The sequence below is a fragment of the Anaeromicropila herbilytica genome, from assembly GCF_016591975.1.
In the GTDB taxonomy this organism is placed as follows: domain Bacteria; phylum Bacillota; class Clostridia; order Lachnospirales; family Lachnospiraceae; genus Anaeromicropila; species Anaeromicropila herbilytica.
The window spans coordinates 1,077,821-1,100,013 of sequence record NZ_AP024169.1 but is presented as its reverse complement, the minus strand read 5'-3'; the positions used below and the strand labels follow the sequence as shown (position 1 = coordinate 1,100,013).

The following is a 22,193-nucleotide window of genomic DNA, read 5'->3' as shown; positions in this document are numbered from 1 at the left end:
TCTATATGTCAAACATTTTCAGTTTACTATCTTCTTAAATTGTTTGCTTGTTGTAGCATCTCATCCGAAGCTGTAATTGCCTTTGAATTAAATTCATAAGCTCTTTGAGTTACAATTAAGTTAACCATTTCATCAACTGCCTGAACATTGGAGCCTTCTAAATATTTATTTACAACTTTACTTGGCTTTAAACTTGTATCTATTCCTTCAACTCTAGGTTCTCCCGAAGCATCTGTTGGAGTTAGAATACTATTATCTTGTTTATTCAGTCCTGCTGGATTATTAAAATTAGCAACACCTATTTGAAAACCTAATTCTTTTGCATTTCCTTTAGCATCTGGATATAGCAATTTACCGCTATCATCAAACGTAATCTTAGATGTTCTTAGATTAGAATCCAGAACAATTGGATTACCATTACCATCCAATACTGGATAACCTTCTGAGGTTGCTAAAGTCAAGCCATCTGTTCCTTCAGTTAATTGGAATGAACCACTTCTTGTATAACCAGTTGATCCATCTGGTAATTTAACCATAAAGAATCCGCTTCCCTGGATTGCAAAGTCAAATTGATTACCTGTCTCAGTTAATATTCCTTGTGTAAATTGAGGAGTAATGGCTGAATTTCTTACTCCCAATCCTACTTGAACTCCAACTGGTTTCGCATTACCTTGACTATCTGTAGATTTATCTTGTATCGTTTGATAAAGTAATGATTTGAATTCTGCAGTCTCTCTCTTATAACCTGTTGTATTAACGTTCGCAAGGTTATTTGATATAGTATCTATACTAACTTGTTGAGCTGTCATCCCCGATGCAGCTGTCCATAATGAACGCATCATAAATAAGTCCCCTTCTTTCCTTTGTATCTACGTTATGCTCTGAATTGAATTAATTATATTATACTTTACCCACTGAATTAACAGCCAAATCTACCATACCATCAACACTTTGAATTGCTTTTTGATTTGCTTCATAAGCTCTTGTTATGGTAATCATCTGAACCATTTCTTTTACAACATTAACATTAGATTGTTCTGTATAACCTTGACGAATTGTAGCTGTAGTATCAATTTCATTTGCTCCATCTACTGTTTCGTAAAGATTATCACCGGCTTTCTTTAGATAATCGTAATTTTCAAAATCTGTTAATTTAACCTTATCTAAATATTGTCCATCAGCGTAAAGTGAACCATCTTCTGTTATAGACACTTGGGATGTATCAACCGGAACTTGAATATCTCCACTCTCCCCTTGAAGACGATTACCGTTCGTATCAACAATATATCCCTCACTAGTCATCTTAAATGATCCATCTCTTGTGTACTTCATGGTCTGATTACCATTGGCATCCGTAACAGCTACTTTAAAAAATCCTTTTCCCGAAATAGCTAAATCATACGTATTACCTGTTTGTCTTAACGATCCTTGTGAATAATCAGAGTAGACTTCGCCTAGCTTCACACCATTCGTCATCTTACCAATATTTCTGTTATTATAGTACTCTGATTCATCTCTTACTTTAACTGTCATTACACTATCAAAAGATTGATTCGTAACATTTTCCTGCTTATAACCAACCGTTGTAGCATTGGCTAGATTATTACTTATAACATCTAGTCTCTTTTGTTCATTAAGCATGCCGGTATATGCAGAATATAGCCCTTTTACCATTATTTATCATCCCTTCAGGTTGTCTTTTCCCACTGTATTATACTCGATTTAATGTTATATCGACAATTTATTCTATAATATTTATAGTAAAACAACTGTAAATAATTACTTTCACCTATTATTTAGTCTCTTTTCCCACTTAAAAATTCAACGAACTTTCCAGTTCCGATAGCAACTGCTGTCATAGGATCTTCTGCAGTCATTGTTGTAATTCCAGTTTTCTCTTCGATTAATTGTTCTAATCCATATAATAAAGAACCACCGCCAGTTAATACAATACCTCTATCTGCAATATCTGCTGCTAATTCAGGTGGAGTCTTTTCTAATACTGCATGAACTGCTTCTACTATTTGTGAAGTTGTTTCTTTTAGAGCTTCTTCTGTTTCATCAGAAGTAACTGTTATTGTCTTAGGTAAACCAGTAACTAGGTTACGTCCTCTAACATCTAAAGTTTCAACCTCTGGTCTTTTATAAGCTGAACCAATCTTTATCTTAATGTCTTCTGCTGTTCTTTCACCAATTAATAGATTATGTTTTTTACGCATATAACGAACAATTGCTTCATCAAAATCATCACCAGCTATTTTAATTGATGTGCTTACTACTGTACCACCAAGTGATATTACTGCGATATCAGAAGTACCACCACCGATATCTACAATCATATTTCCACATGGTCTTGAAATATCAATACCTGCTCCAATTGCTGCTGCGATTGGTTCTTCAATAATAGAAACTTCTCTAGCACCTGCTTGGTAAGTTGCATCTTCAACAGCTTTCTTTTCTACTTCTGTAACCTGACTTGGTACACATACGCTAATTCTTGGTTTTCTAAAACGTTGTTTACCAACTGCTTTTTGTATAAAATATTTTAGCATTTTTTCAGTTACTGTATAATCAGAGATAACGCCTTGTCTTAAAGGTCTTACTGCAACGATATTACCAGGAGTTCTTCCTAGCATTAGTCGAGCTTCTTCTCCTATTGCTTTAATTTTATTTGTATCACGATCAAAGGCAACAACTGATGGTTCTTTTAAAACAACACCTTTTCCTTTTATATATACTAATACACTTGCAGTACCTAAATCGATACCAATATCACTGCCTGCCATAATTTTTCTCCTTTCAATTTTACATTTCACTAATAGAACTTTTTTTAATCCAATCTATTTCACTCTGTTAGCCATATAATCTACTGTTACTATTTATCTAATTTTTCCATTTTTATGTTAATTAAACACATCCTATCTTATTATATACTATAATCTAATATTTTCAAAGGAAAATTTATTTTTTCTACAATTTTCTATCTATATAATACCGCTAAAATCTTATTTTCAATTTTATTATGAAAAATTACCACTTAAATATAATCTATAATAAATTTTTGTTATTCATTTATAAGTATTCTTTATATATAATTTTAAAAATAAAAAGAACTGTTGCATTACCACTCGTTTTGCAACAGTTCCTTTTATTTTTAACGCTAAAGTTTTATTTGAATATCAATATATATTAAAACCCCTAACATATAGCTAATTCTTAATTAAACTTTATATTAATCTGCTTTTACAATTTGATTTAATAAATCTTGTAATACTTGTTTCTTAGTTTCAACAGCTTGAGAAACTGTTACGCTTCCATCCATCATACCTAGCATTTCTGGACCAAAGTCAAATCCAATACCGCCCCACATATCTGTTGCAGTCTTAGTACTGATGTCCTTAATGATGTTAAAGTCTTCTTCTGATTGGAAGCATCCTTCTGCCCATTCAGTATCATCACGAAGAGAAGTATCATCTCCATACCAATCCCAGTATTCTTCAAGTACTTTATATACTTTATCTGGATCCTTAACGCCAACTGGGATCATATACCAGTTACCTGTTACTGTAGTCATAGCTTTTCCATCACCGCTTGGTCCTTGTGGATAAGGAACAACATGGATTTCATATTTTGTATCTGGGAATGATGATTGAACCCAAGCTTGAGTTCCCCAGAATGCAACTTTACCGTCTGACCATGCATTTAAGTTATCATTCCAATCATCTGCATTCCAAGGTCTAGCTGCTTTGTCTTTTGTATATAGTTTATTGATAAATTCTAAAGCTTCTTTTACTTGTGGTGAACTTAAACCTTCTGTTTTAGTACTTGCAATTGTACCACCATTAGATAATACGAATTGTGGAAGAGTGTAAGTCCAAATTGAACCATAACCATATACATCGGTAGTTCCATCACCATCATTATCCTTTGTACATGCTTTAGCAAGTTCTTCGAACTTATCCCAAGTCCATTTTCCTTCTTTGTATAATTGTTGAGGATCTTCAAGACCAAGTTCATCTAACATAGTTTTGTTATATGCCATACCAATACCATTTGTATCAATTGCTTGTGAAGTAAATAAGTAATCTTTATCCATACCAAATACATTTAATTTCTTAGCAATTTTTTGATCCTTTAGTACATCTGAATCTGCTGGTAAGAAATCTTCTAGAGCTTGAGCTAATCCAGAAGCTGCTGCTTTTGGTCCAAATTGTAAATCAGTCATATAAACGTCACAATCAGGAGTACCAGCTGTAATTGATGTATTAATACTTTCCATAGTACCATCCCAAGTTAAGTTAACGAATTGAATCTTACAATTGTATTTCTTTTCAATTCTTCTAACATTATCTAATTGCATTTGAGCTGTTTCAGTGTTTGATACATTTGGATTGTCATTGATTGATTTATGAGTACTATCATAATATACATCAAACCAAGTACCAATCTTAATTGTTCTTCCACCAAGATCAAATCCTGGATCTTCAGTAGCTGTTGCTTCTGGAGTAGCAGTTTCTTCTTTTGGTTTCGTTGTTGCTTTATCGCTTGATGTTTCTTTGGTTTTTTTACCACATGCACATAGTGATAAAATCATTACAAATACCATTAATAAAGTAAATACTTTTTTGCTTGTTTTTTTCATAACAAGACCTCCTCATTATAATTTATTTTTAGGATTGTATTTTACGAAGCTATCCAACTATACCGCTTCGCTCCACACCTTCCATAAAATACTTCTGCAAACCAATGTACATTAATACTACCGGTAAAACGGTTAATACAATACCTGCATATAAATAAATTTGAGCTAATTTTGGATCTGTAATCTTATCCATATTCTGAATTGTGGCTTGTAACGTTGATATCTTTATACTCATTGAGTAATCCGCTTTTATAGAAAATAATTTACTGTAAAACATATCATTGTACTGCCAAACAATCGAGAATACAGATACTGTGATAATGGATGGTATTGCATTTACCAACATAATTCTAAAATATGTATAGAATGATCCTGCACCATCAATGAATGCAGCTTCTTCAATCTCTTTTGGTAATCCCCTAAAAAATTGATTGAATATATAGATGTATAATCCAGACCTAAGTCCACAACCAAATATGGTCATAATATACATTGGTACTCTAGTCGATAAAAGATTGATACCATCTTTTCCTGTAAACAGCTGAACCAAACCAAATAGATCAAATTTACGAAAATGCATATAGATTGGTAGCATAATTGTATGTGTTGGAATTATGATTGTAAAAATTACACATGCAAACAATAATTTTTTAAATGGAAAGTTAAATCTTGCAAAACCATATCCAACCATCGAACATATAAATAACTGTATTAGCATTAATGAAAGAACATATATAATGGTAGAAGTTAAGGTTGATACATAACTCATTCTTGATGCAGCTATTCTAAAATTCTCTAGTGTTGGATTAATTGGAAGCAGTAACACTAACGGATTATACACGTCTTCTGCCGAGAAAAATGATCTACTAATTATCGTAATCAAAGGCGATAGTATTATATAGGAAATACCAACGATTAAAATAAATCTCAAAACATTTAGGAGTATTCTCTTGGTTTTACTTAATAATTTCTTCTGTTCATTAACCCTATTAGAGCTATTTGCAAATAATTTAATACTGTCTTTTGATTGTTTCATCTTTTCAATAAGTTCCAATTTTACTCCTCCTTCTAGTTATAGTAGAATGTCTTTCTCGAGACTAAGATACCAACTATAATTAATACAATACTTACTACACCAGTACTTAATAAGCTCATTGCAGAGCTAATACCATATTTGTGATCTGTAATTGCTACTTTATATGCCATATCTACTACATCACTAGTAACAAATGAATCAACGATGGTATAAACTACATTTGTTAAAATCAATGGTGTAACCATAGGGAATGTTACTTTCCAAAATGTTTCATATGCGGTTGCGCCTTCAATTTTTGATACTTCATATAATGATCCAGGCACCGATTGAAGTGCCGCCAAGAATATAATAATCTGAACACCAGATGCTCTAACAATATCATAAGATCTTGAAACTGCTCCAATAATATAGTCAATCAATCCTCGTGGAATTCCTAACTCTGAAAATGTATCAAATAAGAAATAAACATTAACTCCACTAGATGATGTACCAGCATCTGATGCAACAGCACTTAGACCTCCAGCAATTAACTGTCTCGCTAATTCAAGTGCATCATTGATTGCTCCCGCATTCATAATAACTGGAATAAAAAATATTGCTCTTACAATTGTTCTTCCCTTAAACTTCTGATTTAGTAAAATTGCCATGAACAAACTAAAGAAGATGATTAAGGGCATATCAACAAGCATTCCTATTACCGAATTGACCAAAATCTGGTTAAAGTCAGCATCTTGAAATAATGCATACTTAAAATTGGATAACCCTTTAAATGCCAATGCATAACCACCAGTGTCAGCTACACTTACTTTACACAAACTAAATTGTATTGTTTTAATTAAGCTGACAAGGTAGAATACAATAAATCCAACTAACCAAGGAGAAATGAAAATCAGACCTGTCAACGCCCTTTTTTGCATGAGTGTAAGTTTCTTTGATTTCATTATTCTACCCCCTTGACTACATAACTTTTTGCATTAACTGTGATACCATCTGCTGCCACTGACTCATTACCTTTGTTAATATAAATGATTACTCCATTGTCGTATGTAACTTTTACTAAAGAATTATCTAATATTTCATGATTAATAATATTACTATTCTCAACATTTTTTAAAACTTCATTTACACTTATATATATATCTTTCGCATCATTAATCCAATTCTTGTAATAAGTGGCATACATATCATTTGTACCAGTATATTTAATATTACTTGAACTCTTATAAGAAAGAATAAAATGTGGTGCTGCTCCATCTTCAATCATTTTCAAAAGAATGTCTTGCTTATTATAACTATCATTCAAATTAATAGAACTACCAGTATAATCAACACATCCATGAAGCACCATCTCATAGAAAGGAACTTCTTGATCAATGATATAGAATTCATTCGCACTTGTTGGTACGTCTGTTAAATCAGTAGCATATCCAAGAGAATAATAATTACCACCTTTTATCATCAAATCTTTATTCGTTTCTTTTAATGTATTAAGTTCATTCTTCACAACATACTTTGCTTCTTCACGGTTGATAATCTCTGTTCTTCTCTTATCTGATTGTAATACATCTCCTAAATCTCTTAATGAAACACCTGTTACATTATAATTCTTAATTTTATTACTAAAAGAATCTACATAACGAACCAGGAATTTTGGTGACATAACATAATATAACAATTCACTATATCCACCAAGATCACTTGTTTGTCTTAACGTTCCTGGATTAACCTTGCCATACATAACAGCCCTACCTGTATAGTATCTTGAAGCTTCAAGCATATAATTGAATTTACTTGATGAATAAGTTACATTTTGGAATGCTGTATCTACAAAGAGTTTACCGCCTTCTTTTTCAATATAGTTAGTTAAGTCCTCAAGATCACTTTTTCCGCCAAGTTTTTTCATTACTTTTATTTTGTTCGATACTGAATTATAGTAACCTCCATTGAACCAACCTTTATAGTTAACTCGAAGATTTTTAATGTCTGCATCATAAAATTTATCTATTATATCTTTTGCCTGATTAAATGTAGTCATTGGATAAACCGTGTTATGAGGCACACCAGCAATAAATTCTTTTTTACGAACCCCACCAAGTATATCTAAGTAAAAAGGTAACTTACTGTCATTTTGTTTCTTAGATAACACTCCTTTTTCGATTAACTCATTTCTGTAATGATTAGCCATTCCAGAATAACTAGCTTCATCTTTCTTTAAAAATGAGTATTTTACTGTTAGATCTAATTTATAAAAGTTCTTTTCAACAACTGGAAGTTCTGATGAAGCTCCTGTTGTACCAAACATCGATAATTTTTCTCCTTCTCTAATATGGAAGGTTGGATAAACATAATTGTAACTATTTAGTTTACCCGATACATCTGCGATGATGTTAGAAACAGTATCTCCGCTTTCAATTGAAGCAAATATTGCTGAATTATCTCTTTTTATTCCGAAGATTGGAAGTCTTGCTTTCTCTGTACTTTCTACAACGGTATATCCCATAGATACTGGATCCATTCCATATACATATTGATTATATTGTTCATTCTTCTTACCATTATTAAAATTAATTAAAGAACCCGAACCATTAGGAACTAACATATAACCATTTTCATTTGTTCCTGCCGCACCAAAGAATCGGAGCATCTCGATATTAGCAAGCTTAGCCTCACCTGTTTCTTTAATCTCTTTGGTTGGGACTGTTACTACCAAACTGTCACCATCCAAACGATATTCTAGTGGAATGGTAAATGTAATATTCTCTTCACTCTCACCAGTTGCTGCTGCTTTATCTTCGTTATAATCTTTTTCTGTATACCCTGCTTTTGTAAAAGCATCATTTAATTTTTTCATACCAATTTTTGACTTAGTAGCTGCAGTATTTAATTCCAAGTAACCTTTTACTGTTTTTGATTCAGCAAACTTTCCTTTTACAAGTCTTAAATCTGATCCAGAAAGTTTATCAAGAATTAAACTTTGCAATCTTTTTTCTGTGATATACTGAGGTACAATACCTGTTTTACTTGATAAATCACCAAATGTATATGTATATCTAATACCGTTTTTTATTGATTCAGCTTTAAATTGATTATTCTTTGTTGATAAGTCATAACTATTCATTGTAACTATAGTACGTGTCTTATCATAATAATCAATTACTAATTGTGAGTTTAGTAAAGATTTATTTGTACCAGTTGCCAATTTGTCATTATCTTTATCGATTGGATTGGAATATGTAGTTTCGCCAGTTCTCTTATCATATACAGCAATCTCAGTAGTCGTCGGATTAGTATATAATTTAAGATCATCATTTTCTGCAACTAATTCCATTCCTGCTACATTATTTGTAGTATCTGATAAACCTTTATATTCAGTACCTTTTTCATATTTGTAAGTAGGTAATGCTTCTTTGTACTTATCATAGAAAAAGAAATGTAAACATAAATAACTAGCATATCCAATGGCTGCTAATAAGATAACGGCTATTCCGATTAGTATATATCTAGTTTTTTTCTTCATACCACCGTCCTCCTATACTCTAAACAGTAATTCTGTATATATACTTTCAAAGAAAGTGTATACTTGTTGAATTAATGTCATGATTAGCAATATTATAAAGATAATAATTAACATTGCAATAAATGTACAGATTAATGTTCCTATCATCTTCCCAAATGTGAAATTATGCACTGTCATAATCCCTATAAAAATTAGAAGTAAGAACCAAGCGATTGCTATGCCTAGCACCAAATAGTAAAATGCTTCTTCATTTTCTGCTATTATCTGAGAAAATAAAGTGGCTGGAATATAAGCTAATACTAATGGTAATGTTGCATATCCTACAACCGTTACAATATCTTTTAATCGACCTTCTCCTTCAACAAGGCAAGTAATCGACCAATTTGCTACACAAAAAAGAAAAAACAGAGCAAATATACCTTTAAAATCCTGAAAACTATTTACACTTAATGGATTGATATCATTTACTACAAAACCTGCATAACGCTTATTTATACTAAATGATATACTAAATAGTAACAATATCAACAATGAAAGAGGAACACTTCCTTTTTCCCTATGCCTAACTTCGTAAAAGCCATCCATAGGATGTGTCAATATATAAAAAGGATAAAGTAATTTTTCTTTTGACATTAATTCTGCTCCTCTCTTTTATGCTTCTTCACACGGGATACAACGGAATATCCAGCTATTATAACAACAACTCCCGTAAGGATATATCCTAGATTATCTTTTAATATATCATTTCGATATCTTTTAAAAGCAATCGAATAATATTCTTTATTCATTCCTAATTTTAAGTATTTCATAGCAAGCTTGTTCTTACCAGCTGCAAGATAGGACTTTCCAATACCAACATAAGCTAATTCGTAATTGGAATCCAATTTTAATACTTGTTTCCACTTCTCAACTGCCTTAGTTTCATCTCCATCATATCTTAAACCAACTGCTTCATTAATTAATTTACCATACTCTGTTTCTGAAAAAGTTAGTACTTCAGCATTGGTTGAATCCAATACAGCTATATTATCATCAATTTTTTCAATTGCTGTCGGCATCTTAAAGGTACCCATTTGACTTCCCAATCCACCAAAGATATATAACAGATTACCTTCATGGTCATAAGTGAAGATTCTTCCTCTTGTTGAATCGACCACACTATAGATTCCCTTTTCTCTAACCACGATGTCTGAAATGTGTGATGCTCCTGAATAATCACCCATCAAACGGAATATCAAATCTCCTCCAAGTTTATACTTATCATTTTTATCTATTACGTCCTGCCCTTTTGGATTTAATCTTCTAACAGCTTGTGTACCCTCATTATCAACATTTGTCGCAAAGACAAATCCATCACTATCAACATCAATTCCTGTAAATTCAGTTGGTATGAACAAAGATTGTCTTGATCTTTGTGCCTTTGTTGAGAACTTTCTCCATATCTTTTCTAGAGTTGTTATCTGAACATTTATTGTTCCACTAAAGCTTGTAAAATTACCCGTTTCATCAAATGCCATAATTCCTTGGAACATACCCTTTGCGATAACATATACACGATTCGCATAATCAACTGTTACCTTTTGAGGTGTAAATACAAAGTTATCTGCTAATACCTCTGATTTAGGATTACTAATAATTTGATAAAGTGATCCGTCATCTTTAAGTGCTACAACTCGGTTATTATCTGTATCTGCTATATATACTCTTTTATCCTTCGTTACATAGATTCCTGATGGTGATTTAAATCCATCTTTTTTTCCATCATTCATAAACTGATCTATAACTTTAACTAATTTCCAATCTTTTGTTGTTACAACAATTCGATTATTTCCCGTATCAGCAACATAAATATAACCATCGTCTGTCACGTAGAAATCCTGTGGTGTAACAAAATTCCCAATTCCAAGATCTGCACCTGATAGATGCTTTTCTGGCACATATGCTGCAGGTGTATATACAATATCTCCCCAAGAATCATAATTATATGTATCATAAGGTACATCATCTGCGTAAGCGATTGTATTAAAAGTAAGCATTAATGCAATCATTAAGGGGATAAATAACAATCTCTTTTTTCTCATTCTTATCCCTCCTATTCTTTCATACCTGATGTAGTCATTGTTTCAATTACATTACTTTGACAAACGATAAAAAATGTAATTGGAATTGCTGCAATAATAAACTGAACTGCTGCCGAAGCTCCTGCTCTCGCTGCACCACCTGCTACAATTTGCTGTAAGGCATATTGTAATGGTTTTAACTGCTCACTTCTAAGGAAGGACGTTCCTGTGTTTCCCCATAAAGTTTGGAACTGAAATATTGCTAATGTTAACCAAGCTGGTTTTACATTTGGCATAATAATTGACCAAAAAGTCTTATATTCACTTGCTCCATCTAGTCTAGCGGATTCCATTAGCGAGTCTGGAAGTTGTTCAATAAACTGTTTCATCAGATACAAGCCTAATCCATAGGAGAATGCTGGTAAAATAACTGCTAAATATGTATTATTGATACCTAACCAAGAGATAATCATATAGTTTGGTATTGCAGTTACGTTATAAGAGAACATAAGAGATAGAACTACCATACCAAATAAAAACTTCTTGCCCGGAAAATCATTTTTTGCCAATGGATAAGCTGCTAGTGAAGCAAATATTACATGCCCCACCGTACCTACTCCGGTTATAATTAAGGTATTAAATATATATCTACTAAATGGAACCCATGACCCAGACATTAACACAAACAAATCTGAAAAATTAGTTATGGATGGGTTTCTAACAAAAATTCTTGGAGGATAGATAAAAAGTTCATCTAGTGGTTTTAATGCATTATTAAAAATTAAAACCAGAGGCATAACCATAAACACACCACATATGGCCATGAGAACGAACAATGTTGTATTTCCAGCTTTGGAACGATTTAACTGTTTTTCTTTATGGAAAAATCGACGTCTTGGTTTCATGTAATCTCTTGCCATACTACTGTCCTACCTTTCCAAGAATCTTTTGAACTAATTTATTTGTACCTATCATAACGATAAATAATACTGTTGCTATTGCAGATGCATAACCCATTTCAAATCTTGTTGTACCATAATCCATTAAGTGGGTTACTACTGTTGCACCTGAATAGTTAACACTCGGATTACCTGCTAATTGAATTGATATATCAGCTACTGCAAATGCTTGTGTTATCTGCATAACCGCACCGAACATTAACTGTGGTTTCATAGATGGAAGTGTAATAAACCATAATTCCTGCCATCTATTCTTAATTCCATCCATTGCACCAGCTTCATATAATGATTTGTCTACCGTCTGGAGACCAGCAATAAATGTAAGGAAACCAGTACCTAATGATAACCATAACTGCACAATTATTAGGAAAGGTAGTACATATTTTGCAGTTTTCATCCATTGGATTGGTGCATTTAAGAATCCCCATTTCATTAACCAGCTATTTAAATAACCATATCTATCACCAGAAAGAACAAGATTCCAAATTAGATAAGCATTACCTGAGATAGATGGTGCATAAAACACTAATGTTAATATTGCACGAAGCTTTCCTTTGAATTCATTAATAATCCATGCAAATATTAAACACATAAAATAACTTACAGGTCCTGTTATAACCGCAAATATAAATGTATTCTTTATAGCCAGCATAAAGATATCATCTTCCAGAAATAACTTTAAATAATTAGACCACCCTGCAAAAGTCGGAAATTCCAACATATTAAAATGCGTAAAACTCAATACGATAGAAGCTAACACTGGCAGTACCGTAAACAAGAAAAATAGTATGAAATAAGGTGCTAACATTATGTAGGAAGCTTTATTTCTAATGATTTCATTTTTCAATGAATAGCTATTCTTTTTCTGCAATTTTCTGTTCCCCTCTTTCCTAATTATCCGCTAATGGTAAGCCAAATTCATCTCGTTTATTATTTATTTCATCATTGATATATCTTACATATTCCATTAATGCTTCTCTAGGAGCCATAGAATTTTCAACTACCACCTTGTAAAAAGCATTATTCACGTTTCTCCAAGAATAATATCCACCCGGTACTTGTGGAATACCTTTTACTGTTTTGAATTGTTCCTTAAGAGCTTCAAAATCGTCTGTTGGCCATGGTAGTTCCGAAAATGCTTCAATATTTGCTGTAGGATATCTAGCTGCTGCACCCATTAAGCCTTCAAGTTCTCTACCATAAAGTGTCTGTGTATCAGCGGATGTCCACCATTTCATGAATTCCCAAGATGATTCTTTATCTTTCGCGCTATCCATCATAACGCATCCTAGTCCTGTACTAGATACCGTATGATCCACACTACCATCTTCTTTCACTGTTCCAGGAACCGTTGTGAATCCCCATAATCCTTTAATATCGGGTGCAGATACTTGGAGTGTGTTATAAACTGTGTAGTCAGCGATGATAATAGGACATTCACCAGTACGGAATCTATTTTCAACACTTGTTTCTCTATCTAACTTATAGTCTGTGTAGAACTCAGTATATTCTTTAAATGCATTAATAGCTGCATCACTGTCTAAAGCTGACTTTGTTGCATCTTTGTTGTAATATTCACCACCGTTTTGATAAAGTAACATTGCAAATACTTGTTCAGCTAACTGTGGAGATAAGTTAGTTGGCAACATTCCTAATTCCATCTGATTCTTACTTAATACAGACATCGCTACTTTCATATCATCCCAAGTTTGTGGTACTTTAAGATTTAATTCTTTTAGTATATCCTTACGATAGAACATCATTGGGAAAGTCTGTGTTTCTGGTAATGCATAGGTTTTTCCATCAAATTCAAACGGAACCATAGCACTATCGTAGAACCTTTTCCTTACCTCAGCCAAATCTGAAAATTGACTTAAATCCGCAACAGCATTACGAAGTCCATAATTCATAGGCAAATCATTACCTACTTGAATTGCTACATCTGGCCCTTGTCCTGCTAGAGTTGCTTGAAGTAATGTACTCATATCTACCAACATAACATTTACACCAATTCCTGTTTCTTTTGTAAATGTCTCATCGATAAGTCCCTTAATTGTATTTGCTTGATCACGTCCCGTTCCTACCCACAACGTAATAGACTTAGTTTCCTTGTCACTTTTTGTTACATTACCTACTTTATTGTAATCGATAATAAATGAATTAAATAACGCCTTTGCTTCATGTGTTAACTTATCCCAAAATGAGTCATGCACTTTTGGAGCCTTATAATTAGGCGAATAAATATAAATCGTATCTAGTTGTAATGGTTGAGCAATTACCTGAGTAATCCAAGTACCTAATGCAGTTGTATTGATTTTATAAGAGCCTACTAATTTCGTGAATTTTTCAACATCTTTAATTAAAGTATCTAATTGATCTCTCATTGTAATTAATACAGTTTCCTTGTCACTACCCGCACCAGCTGCAGCTTTCAATCTACTTATTACATCATTTAATCGATCTCTTTGAACCTTTAACTCATCTGCAAGACCTGGGATACTAGTTGCAATTTGATAATCACGAAATTCATCAGGAGCAACCCCTGTAATTCGTATTACTTTACGATAAATGCTGTTAAGATTCATCATAATATCCTGTACATCACTTACAATTGTTGAAAAATCGCCAAGTACAACTTCCATTCGGATCGTATGTTTTCCTTTTTCCAAATAAAATTTATACGCTTTTCCATTTTTATCTGCAAGCTTTTCCATTCTCCAGTTACCTGTATATTTAAAACCATAATCACTCAATTCCTGGAATGGAACTTTCCCATCTATTGTAATTTTTCTAGATGTATAAATACCTTTTACAAAGTTTTGCTTATCATGTAGTGATATGTTATATAGTCCGGATTCTTTTACATTAAAATCCCATTCAATCCATTGGCCAACCAATCTCCAGTTGTTTCCACCTATTGTATTATTCTTTAGTTCTTTGGAGTCATATGGTGTTACGGATGGAGAAGATTTATCCTGTACTGGGTAAAGCATTTGAGATGATTTGCGATCAGCATCTTCTGCATTAATCTTAATCATTTTCTTTGATGAATTCTTATACCCATTATCTTTGTATTCTTTTTTTACTTCTTTATATTTTTGAATTTCTTTTTCATTCTTCAAACTAATGCTTCTAAGTAACATTGGTTCTCTTTGTGATACAAGAGTAATGGTATGTACACCTTTTGTTAAATAAACTGGAAGAGCATCTGTTACATATCCTTGGCTGTCATATAAATAACTCGACATCCAATCAGGTGCCTCTATTTGTTTAGGTTTCAAATCATTTCCTTGATTATCTACTTCCCAAGTTTTTGTTTGATTTACCCAAATTCTTTGAAATTCTAAAGTACTAAATTCCTTATATGGTAGCTTTCCGTCAATGAAGATACCCCTTTGAATTGCAGCGCTCTTTCCTTCAATTGGATAGTATAGCAGTGACATATCATATAAGCCTTCTTCTTGAACATTAACTTCATATTCAATAAGACCTTTCTCATCTGTTAAAACAGAAGTTCCGCTAACTCCCTTATAATCATTGTAGTAAGATACATTCATACCCTCTACACGAACAAAGTCTTTGGCATTGATAACATATTCTGAGGTTGGTCTAATATTGTTATCATATTGTTTTATATATTCGTTATATCCAATGGAATCACTATAAGAATCCAGATCTTCTTTATATTGATCTAATGAAGTATCTGTTTTTGCTTTCAGTACAGAATGATTCATTAGTAAACCACTTAAAAGGAATATAAAAACCGCTATGAATATTTTATTTCTTCCCCGTTGCAAGCACCTTAACATTTTGCTCCTCCTTATATTGCATTTTTAACTTCTTAATAGTGCATATATTGTTTATTTATCTTACAATTATTTTATTAAATTTTTTCCAGTCTGTCAACCATTTTATGCTATTTACACAACATTTTTTATATAAAGCATCTAATTTAACTTCTTTTAATATATTTTAAATTGTTAAGCCCTTGATATTTTGTGAATAATAACTATACATCATTTTTTTCAGCAATTTCTTTTGTTTTTATTACTGCACAATTTCATACAACATTTTCACATTTTTAATTTTGCATTTTTATTCACTATTTTACATTTTAGGACACATTGTTTTTAGAAAAAATAAAAGCATAAACAAAAGGTTAATTCCTTTTATTCATGCTTTTATTAATAATCTACTTTTTAATTTATTCTATTTTCTAACAGAAGATTCGCGAATGATAACTTCTGTATTAATAATTACAACTTCTTTTGGAAGATCACTATTTTCTATTCTCCACATTAATTGTTGCACTAATCTTCTTCCCATTCTTTGGTTTCCAATATGCACAGTTGTTAGTGAAGGAATCATAACTGACACTTCTTCTTTATTATCAAATCCTGTTACCGCAACATCCTTTGGGACTGATAAACTATTGTCTCTTAAATACTTAATTACATCTTTTGCTATATCATCATTTGCACATACTATCGCTTCTGGATAATATGGCATACTCTTTAATGCTGCAACGACCTCTTCTACACGGTAATATTTATTTGTTACATGATTTGTAATTACAATTCTATCATCAATCTCAATCTCCGCTTCTCGCATTGCTTCAAGATATCCTATATATCGATCTAGAATTGTCTTACAATAAGTAATGTCTCCAATAAATCCTATTTTTTGCATTCCTTGATCAATGAGGCTCTTTGTTAGAACTTTAACACTATTACTGCCTTCAAACAATACCACATCTCCAAGAGAAACAATATCATACAAATCGCTTGGACCATCCAAAAACACAACTGGTACCCTCTTTTTCATAATAAGATTTATATATTCTTTTTCAAATACACTAAGCATAATAATACCGCTTATATCCGACTGCATATCAATTGGAAGAATATGATCCCTTTCATCATCTTCACTAATAAAATTAAATTGCAATTTGCAATTATTCTTATTTAATTCATCTGATATCCCCATAATAATCCGATTCCAAAATGTTGATAGTTCTCTTCTAGCCAACACCACGATTGTTTTCGTCTTTTCCAGACGATCTTTAATTTTAAATTCACTTAATACAGATTGAGATAATTTAGAATATCCCATTTCATATGCTTTTTTAATTACTACATATCTAGTCTCATATGCTACCGTATCGCTATTATTAAGTGCTTTTGCCACTGTATTTCTAGACAAATTAAGTTCTTTCGCCACCTCTTGTATTGTAACTTTTCTCATCATTTTACCCATTGTATAACACAGCTATATCAAGCTATGTCACCACCACAACAAATTAGTTGAAAGAATCACTTTGTGGTATTCCTTTCTATACTTTACTTTCTTTCAACCCTGTATGCTATCCACTTTAAATACTTTGTTTTAAATCAGATAACTCCAAACAAATTGCATGCAAAAATTGAATTCATCTCAATAAACGAACAATATACAGTACACTAATGTCACTTTTTTTAGCTGACAAAGCTACTTAGTCATGTACTAATATTGTACAATAATTGCACGATTTTTTCAATATAATGTTAAAAACTTTTCAATAACATCATGCATTCTTTCTTTTAATCTTTTTATCATTCTTCTAATAGATTTTTAACTTGACGTTAGCCCTTGGAAATAATACACTTAAGAAAAGATTTTAAGTTATTTAAAACCATTTAATACAGTAAAATATTGGAGGATAATTCTATGGGAATTTTAACAAGATTTAAGGACATAATGGCCAGCAACATTAACGCACTATTAGACAAAGCAGAAGATCCTGAAAAAATGATTGATCAATGTTTAAGAAACCTAAACAGTGACCTAGGAAAAGTTAAGTCTGAAACAGCTTCTGTTATGGCAGAGGAACAGAGAACTAAACGTGAATTGGATGAATGCACTGCTGAGATCAATAAAATGCAAACATATGCTATGAAAGCTGTTCAATCAGGTAACGACGATGATGCAAAGAAATTTCTTGAAAGAAAAGCCACTTTAACCGCAAAACAATCTAGCTTAACTCAGAGTTATCAACTAGCTAGCCAAAATGCTGCAAACATGAGACAAATGCATGATAAGTTAGTTGGCGATATCAATCAACTAGAATCAAGAAAAGATATGATAAAAAGCAAAATTGCAGTTGCCAAAACACAGGAGAGAATCAACAGTATAGGTTCTTCCGTAAATAGCGCTAACAATTCCATATCAGCATTTGATCGAATGGAAGAAAAAGCAGACAAAATGCTTGACAAAGCCAACGCTATGGCTGAGTTGAACAAAGGTCCTGTCGATGATATGGCAGACTTAACTGCCAAATATTCGGATACTTCTAACATAGATGATGAGTTAGCTGCACTAAAAGCTTCTTTAAATCAATAAAGACTGTCACGCACATTTACTATTTTGCCTTCACATTTTCATTGTGAGGGCAAAGCTTGTGTATACTACTCATTATATATAGAAAGGTCGCGATTCCATAAATGGTTCTTCATTATAAATGTCCAAGTTGCGGAGCAGACATGATCTTTGATAGCAATTCTGGCATGCTGACTTGTGAAAGTTGTGGACACCAAGAAAATATTGATAATTACCAAGAGAAAGATGACAATATAGAAAGTTCTTCAGATACAAACGAATACCACTGTAAAAATTGCGGTGCAATCATTATGACTGATTCTGATACATCAGCTACCACTTGTAGCTTTTGCGGCGCTGCTGTAGTAATAGCGGAGCGTTTATCTGGAAAGTTAACCCCCGCTAAAGTTATTCCCTTCAAAATTAGTAAAGAAGAAGCTCAGATTGCTTTTAAAAAGTGGTGCAAAAAAGGCTTACTCACTCCAAAAGGTTTCATGAGCGCAGACCGTATCAAAAATATTACCGGTATATATGTTCCGTTTTGGTTATACGACTTGAAATCAAGAGCTATGGCAGAAGCTTCATGTACGATAGTCAATACGTACGACGAAGGTGATTATATCGTAACCGAAACTAAGCACTATAATGTTTTTCGTGATGTTGATCTAACTTATCTAAAAGTTCCAGTTGATGCTTCGGAGAAAATGAATAATACTCTCATGGATAAATTAGAACCTTTTAATTATGAGGAGCTAAAAGATTTTAAAACTCCTTATTTGGCTGGATATATTGCAGAAAAATATAATATGGATGATAAAGAATTATTCCCACGAGTTAAAGAAAGAGTTGACCAATATGCTGACTCTTTTCTTCGTTCTACAATCGAAGGATATTCTACAACCTCCATCATTAACGAGGATATTGATACGAAAGAAGTATCCTCTTACTATAGCTTGTTTCCTATATGGATGGTATGTTATGATTACCACAAATCCGATCATATTTTTGCTATGAATGGGCAAACAGGTAAAATTGTTGGGAATCCTCCACTAAGTAAAGCTAAAATATTCACATGGTTTTTAGGAATAAGCACTATATCATTTCTTATCATTAATATTATTTTATTTTTGGTAGGAGGTGAATTCTAATGAAGATATTACGTCAATCTGGCAGCAGAAAATATATTATACTTTTCATTATGTTATGTTCATTCTTAATCTTGTGGCCAAATCATTCTAAATCAATTGCAGCTAGTACGTTGCAAAAGGTATATGATAATGCTTCCTTGCTCACTGATGAAGAGCGACAAGACTTAGAAAAAATGTGTGACACTTATGGCGATTCCAATAATACTGACATAATAATTATCACAGAAGATTCCATCGGTAATCAAACAACAAAATTATACTTAGAAAAGTTTTACGATCAAAATATAAAAAAAGCCAGCGCTTATGACGGCAACTGTGCACTTTTATTAATCACTATGGATGAAAGTAATAGAGGCTTTCAAATACAAGGTTATGGAGATAATCCTAACTCCACACAATATTATTTAGATGGTGAAAGAATTGATCATATTATTAGCAAAGTAAAACCATTACTATCTAACGGAAAATATTATGATGCGATGAAACAATATATTAATATGGTTGACGACTATGTAGGAATGAAATACCAACATATTTATAACCAGCTTTGGTTTCAACTACTAGTGTCCTTAGGAATAGGTACTATTGCTGTCAGCATTATGATATTTAACTCTGGCGGTAAAGTTACAGTAAATTCCGGTACTTATCTTGATCAGAATCATTCCAAAATATTAGACCAAAGAGACGACTACATAAGAACCACAATAACAAGAACAGAGAAACCAAAGAATAACGATAATGGCGGGGACTCCTCTGGGACTTCTCCTGGCGGTAGCTCACACAGTGGTGGGGGTAGCAGTTTCTAGGTTATTCACACTACATACATCAACGAGAGGAAGGAAAACATATGGGATTATTTAAGAATCAATTTGCAAACGTTGTAGAATGGGAAGAGTTCAGAGAAGATATGATCTTCTATAAATGGAACAACGAAGAAATAAAAAAAGGAAGTAAATTAATTATACGTCCAGGCCAAGATGCTATTTTTCTATGCAATGGAAAGATTGAAGGAATATTCACGGACGAAGGCGACTACGATATTGAATCTCAAATCATACCTTTTTTATCAACACTAAAAGGTTTTAAGTTCGGTTTTAACAGTGGAATGCGTGCAGAAGTTCTTTTTGTTAACACAAAAGAATTTACTGTTAAGTGGGGAACCAAAAATGCAATTAATATTCCTACCCCATCACTTCCAGGTGGAATGCCAATACGTTCTAACGGAACATTTAACTTCAAAGTAAATGACTATGTAGCATTAATCGATAATATTGCAGGTGTAAAGCAAAGTTACCTTGTTGAAGATGTCAAACTAAGAATCACGGCAATTCTAGACCAATTATTAATGAAGTGGATTAGCAAAGAAGGAAAAGATATGTTCAATCTACAAGCGAACGCATTCGATATCTCAAAGGGTATTCAAACAGACCTTGATATGCAGATAATTAATATTGGTATGACCATCACCGGTTTCAATATCATGAGCTTCACTTATCCAGAAGAAGTTCAAAATATGATCAATAAAACTGCTTCTCATAGCATGGTTGGAGATATCGGACGTTACCAACAAGTATCTATGACCGATGGCATAGCTTCTGGCAACATTAGTGGAGGTGGTGCCGCTTCTGACATGGCTGGAATGATGATGGGCATGAATATGGCAAATCAAATGATGCAGAATATGAATAATTATAATAACAGCAACGTAGGAACTGCTTCCACTCCACAACCTAACACAGCAGCAAATAATACATCTGCCAATCAAACCAAACCTAACTTCTGTCCAAATTGTGGTCAAAAAACTACAAATGCTAATTTCTGTCCAAACTGCGGTCAAAAATTAGTATAAAAAACAGTAATTATACGTTATAATAGTATGCAACACAATGTGATTGCAAAGGAGACCATTATGATCAAATTTAACCACTTCAACTTTAATGTTCTTGATTTAGAAAAAAGTATAGAATTCTATGATAAAGCACTAGGCCTGATACCTGTTCGCGAAAAGCTTGCCGGCGACGGAAGTTTTAAACTTGTATATCTAGGTGATAGTGTTAGTGAGTTCACTTTAGAATTAACCTATTTAACAGAAAGAACAGAACCTTATAACTTAGGGGAACTCGAATACCATTTAGCTTTCACAACAGATGACTTTGAAGCAACACATCAAAAACATAAAGACATGGGCGTAATTTGTTATGAGAACGAAGCAATGGGTATCTATTTCATAACAGATCCAGATGGCTATTGGATTGAGATTGTACCTGCTAAATAAACTTTATTTTATTTATTATGTTTGTAGGTCAAAAGCTACAATATGATCTAAGAAGGCATATCTATATAATTATAAATTATAAAAAATGCAACTCAATTGCGATACTTTACAATTAGGTTGCATTTTTTATAAAGACCTAAATTTCCATTTACAATCCGTCCTAAGATATCTTAAGTCCACTTAAGATGTCTTATTTTATTTG

The 22,193-nt window shown here is 32.6% G+C and carries 18 protein-coding genes; 5 read left to right on the top strand and 13 right to left on the bottom strand.

Features of this window, described 5'->3' with window-relative positions; genetic code table 11:
• Nucleotides 1-26 precede the first annotated feature (26 nt).
• From flgG to bsdtb5_RS04665, 13 genes are all read right to left on the bottom strand, one after another.
• A complete protein-coding gene (gene flgG / locus bsdtb5_RS04725; protein ID WP_271714908.1) occupies nt 27-842 on the bottom strand; it encodes a flagellar basal-body rod protein FlgG in 816 nt (271 codons plus the stop codon).
• Nucleotides 843-900: 58 nt separating this feature from the next.
• Nucleotides 901-1,674 (bottom strand): flagellar basal-body rod protein FlgF, encoded by a 774-nt coding sequence (flgF, locus tag bsdtb5_RS04720; protein WP_271714907.1) that lies wholly within the window; start codon nt 1,672-1,674, stop codon nt 901-903.
• A 122-nt stretch (nt 1,675-1,796) separates the two neighbouring features.
• Nucleotides 1,797-2,786, bottom strand: coding sequence for a rod shape-determining protein (mreB, locus tag bsdtb5_RS04715; protein ID WP_271714906.1), 990 nt, complete (start codon nt 2,784-2,786; stop codon nt 1,797-1,799).
• Nucleotides 2,787-3,232: 446 nt separating this feature from the next.
• Nucleotides 3,233-4,642: an ABC transporter substrate-binding protein gene (locus bsdtb5_RS04710; RefSeq protein WP_271714905.1), complete on the bottom strand. Its 1,410-nt coding sequence runs from the start codon at nt 4,640-4,642 to the stop codon at nt 3,233-3,235.
• A 49-nt stretch (nt 4,643-4,691) separates the two neighbouring features.
• The gene (locus bsdtb5_RS04705; protein ID WP_271714904.1) at nt 4,692-5,696 is read right to left on the bottom strand and encodes a carbohydrate ABC transporter permease; all 1,005 of its coding nucleotides are present in this window, start codon (nt 5,694-5,696) and stop codon (nt 4,692-4,694) included.
• A gap of 14 nt (nt 5,697-5,710) precedes the next feature.
• Entirely contained in the window at nt 5,711-6,619 is a 909-nt protein-coding gene (locus tag bsdtb5_RS04700) for a carbohydrate ABC transporter permease (RefSeq protein WP_271714903.1), read from the bottom strand.
• On the bottom strand, nt 6,619-9,195 hold the full coding sequence (locus tag bsdtb5_RS04695; RefSeq protein WP_271714902.1) for a DUF5696 domain-containing protein: 2,577 nt from the start codon (nt 9,193-9,195) through the stop codon (nt 6,619-6,621). The genes bsdtb5_RS04700 and bsdtb5_RS04695 overlap by 1 nt, the downstream gene beginning before the upstream one ends.
• Nucleotides 9,196-9,207: 12 nt before the next feature.
• Complete coding sequence (locus bsdtb5_RS04690) at nt 9,208-9,828, bottom strand: Yip1 family protein (RefSeq protein WP_271714901.1); 621 nt, start codon at nt 9,826-9,828, stop codon at nt 9,208-9,210.
• Nucleotides 9,828-11,276, bottom strand: a complete 1,449-nt coding sequence (locus bsdtb5_RS04685; protein ID WP_271714900.1) for an NHL repeat-containing protein — start codon at nt 11,274-11,276, stop codon at nt 9,828-9,830. Before bsdtb5_RS04685 ends, bsdtb5_RS04690 begins: the two co-directional genes overlap by 1 nt.
• 11 nt (nt 11,277-11,287) lie before the next feature.
• Entirely contained in the window at nt 11,288-12,175 is an 888-nt protein-coding gene (locus tag bsdtb5_RS04680) for a carbohydrate ABC transporter permease (protein WP_271714899.1), read from the bottom strand.
• A 1-nt stretch (nt 12,176) separates the two neighbouring features.
• Complete coding sequence (locus tag bsdtb5_RS04675) at nt 12,177-13,085, bottom strand: carbohydrate ABC transporter permease (RefSeq protein WP_271714898.1); 909 nt, start codon at nt 13,083-13,085, stop codon at nt 12,177-12,179.
• 19 nt (nt 13,086-13,104) lie between these two features.
• On the bottom strand, nt 13,105-16,023 hold the full coding sequence (locus bsdtb5_RS04670; protein ID WP_271714897.1) for an extracellular solute-binding protein: 2,919 nt from the start codon (nt 16,021-16,023) through the stop codon (nt 13,105-13,107).
• A gap of 400 nt (nt 16,024-16,423) precedes the next feature.
• The gene (locus bsdtb5_RS04665) at nt 16,424-17,470 is read right to left on the bottom strand and encodes a LacI family DNA-binding transcriptional regulator (protein WP_271714896.1); all 1,047 of its coding nucleotides are present in this window, start codon (nt 17,468-17,470) and stop codon (nt 16,424-16,426) included.
• Between the two features lie 480 nt (nt 17,471-17,950).
• On the opposite strand from bsdtb5_RS04665, the gene bsdtb5_RS04660 reads away from it, so the two are divergent.
• From bsdtb5_RS04660 to bsdtb5_RS04640, 5 genes are all read left to right on the top strand, one after another.
• Complete coding sequence (locus bsdtb5_RS04660; protein ID WP_334297402.1) at nt 17,951-18,592, top strand: PspA/IM30 family protein; 642 nt, start codon at nt 17,951-17,953, stop codon at nt 18,590-18,592.
• 140 nt (nt 18,593-18,732) lie between these two features.
• Complete coding sequence (locus tag bsdtb5_RS04655; protein ID WP_271714894.1) at nt 18,733-19,716, top strand: hypothetical protein; 984 nt, start codon at nt 18,733-18,735, stop codon at nt 19,714-19,716.
• Nucleotides 19,716-20,522 carry a TPM domain-containing protein gene (locus bsdtb5_RS04650; RefSeq protein ID WP_271714893.1) on the top strand — a complete coding sequence of 269 codons (807 nt, stop codon included), beginning with the start codon at nt 19,716-19,718 and terminating at the stop codon, nt 20,520-20,522. Before bsdtb5_RS04655 ends, bsdtb5_RS04650 begins: the two co-directional genes overlap by 1 nt.
• Nucleotides 20,523-20,563: 41 nt before the next feature.
• Entirely contained in the window at nt 20,564-21,565 is a 1,002-nt protein-coding gene (locus bsdtb5_RS04645) for an SPFH domain-containing protein (protein ID WP_271714892.1), read from the top strand.
• Nucleotides 21,566-21,625: 60 nt separating this feature from the next.
• Nucleotides 21,626-21,991, top strand: a complete 366-nt coding sequence (locus bsdtb5_RS04640) for a VOC family protein (protein ID WP_271714891.1) — start codon at nt 21,626-21,628, stop codon at nt 21,989-21,991.
• The last annotated feature ends 202 nt before the right edge of the window (nt 21,992-22,193 follow it).